This window comes from Halomonas sp. PBN3, from assembly GCF_000475415.1.
Lineage (GTDB): Bacteria > Pseudomonadota > Gammaproteobacteria > Pseudomonadales > Halomonadaceae > Halomonas > Halomonas shengliensis.
This window is the reverse complement of sequence record NZ_AXCA01000140.1, coordinates 1-686: the sequence shown is the minus strand read 5'-3', so window position 1 is coordinate 686 and position 686 is coordinate 1. Positions and strand designations below refer to the sequence as shown.

At 69.7% G+C, this 686-nt stretch carries 1 protein-coding gene; it reads right to left on the bottom strand.

Going from position 1 to position 686, the window contains the following annotated elements:
- Positions 1–53: 53 nt before the first annotated feature.
- On the bottom strand, positions 54–686 hold a 633-nt coding region (locus Q673_RS24990; RefSeq protein WP_023005412.1), incomplete at its 5' end, for an OmpA family protein.

The window sequence follows — 686 nt, the reverse complement described above, 5'->3', positions numbered from 1 at the left end:
CACAACTGTGGCGGGCCCGACAGGTTACCGCTGGGAGTGCGAGGTAGCGAAGCTTACTGGAAGCGGCTCTCGATCGGCGTGAGGGTGATCTCGACGCGACGGTTCTGGGCGCGTCCCGCCTCGGTGTTGTTGCTGGCCACCGGTTGGTTTTCGCCATAGCCCACCATGTTGAGACGGGCACCGGCCACGCCGGCATTCATCAGGTAGTTGCCCACCGCCTGGGCGCGCCGCTCGGAGAGGCGCTGGTTGTAACCGGCATCGCCGGTGCTGTCGGTGTGGCCGGCGATGTTGACCCGGGTGTCGTCATACTGGGTCAGGATACGCGCCACGTCGTTGAGCGCGTTGCGGGCATTGGGGGTCAACTCGCTGGAGTCGAAGCCGAAGGTCACCTCGCTGGGCATGTTGAGCACGATGTCGTCGCCACGGCGATCGACGCCGATGCCTGTGCCCTGGGTGCTCTGGCGCAGCTGCTCCTCCTGGCGGTCCATGTAGGCGCCGATGCCGGCCCCGGCGGCGGCACCCACGGCGGCGCCCACCAGGGCGCGGTCACGGCGGCTGGTGCTGCCGTCGCCGCTCAGGGCGCCGGCCACGGCACCCACCGCCGCGCCGATGGCGGCACCGGTACCGGTCTGGTTGCGGTCGGTCTGGCCGCTGTAGGGGTCGTTGGTGGCACAGCCGGCCAGCAG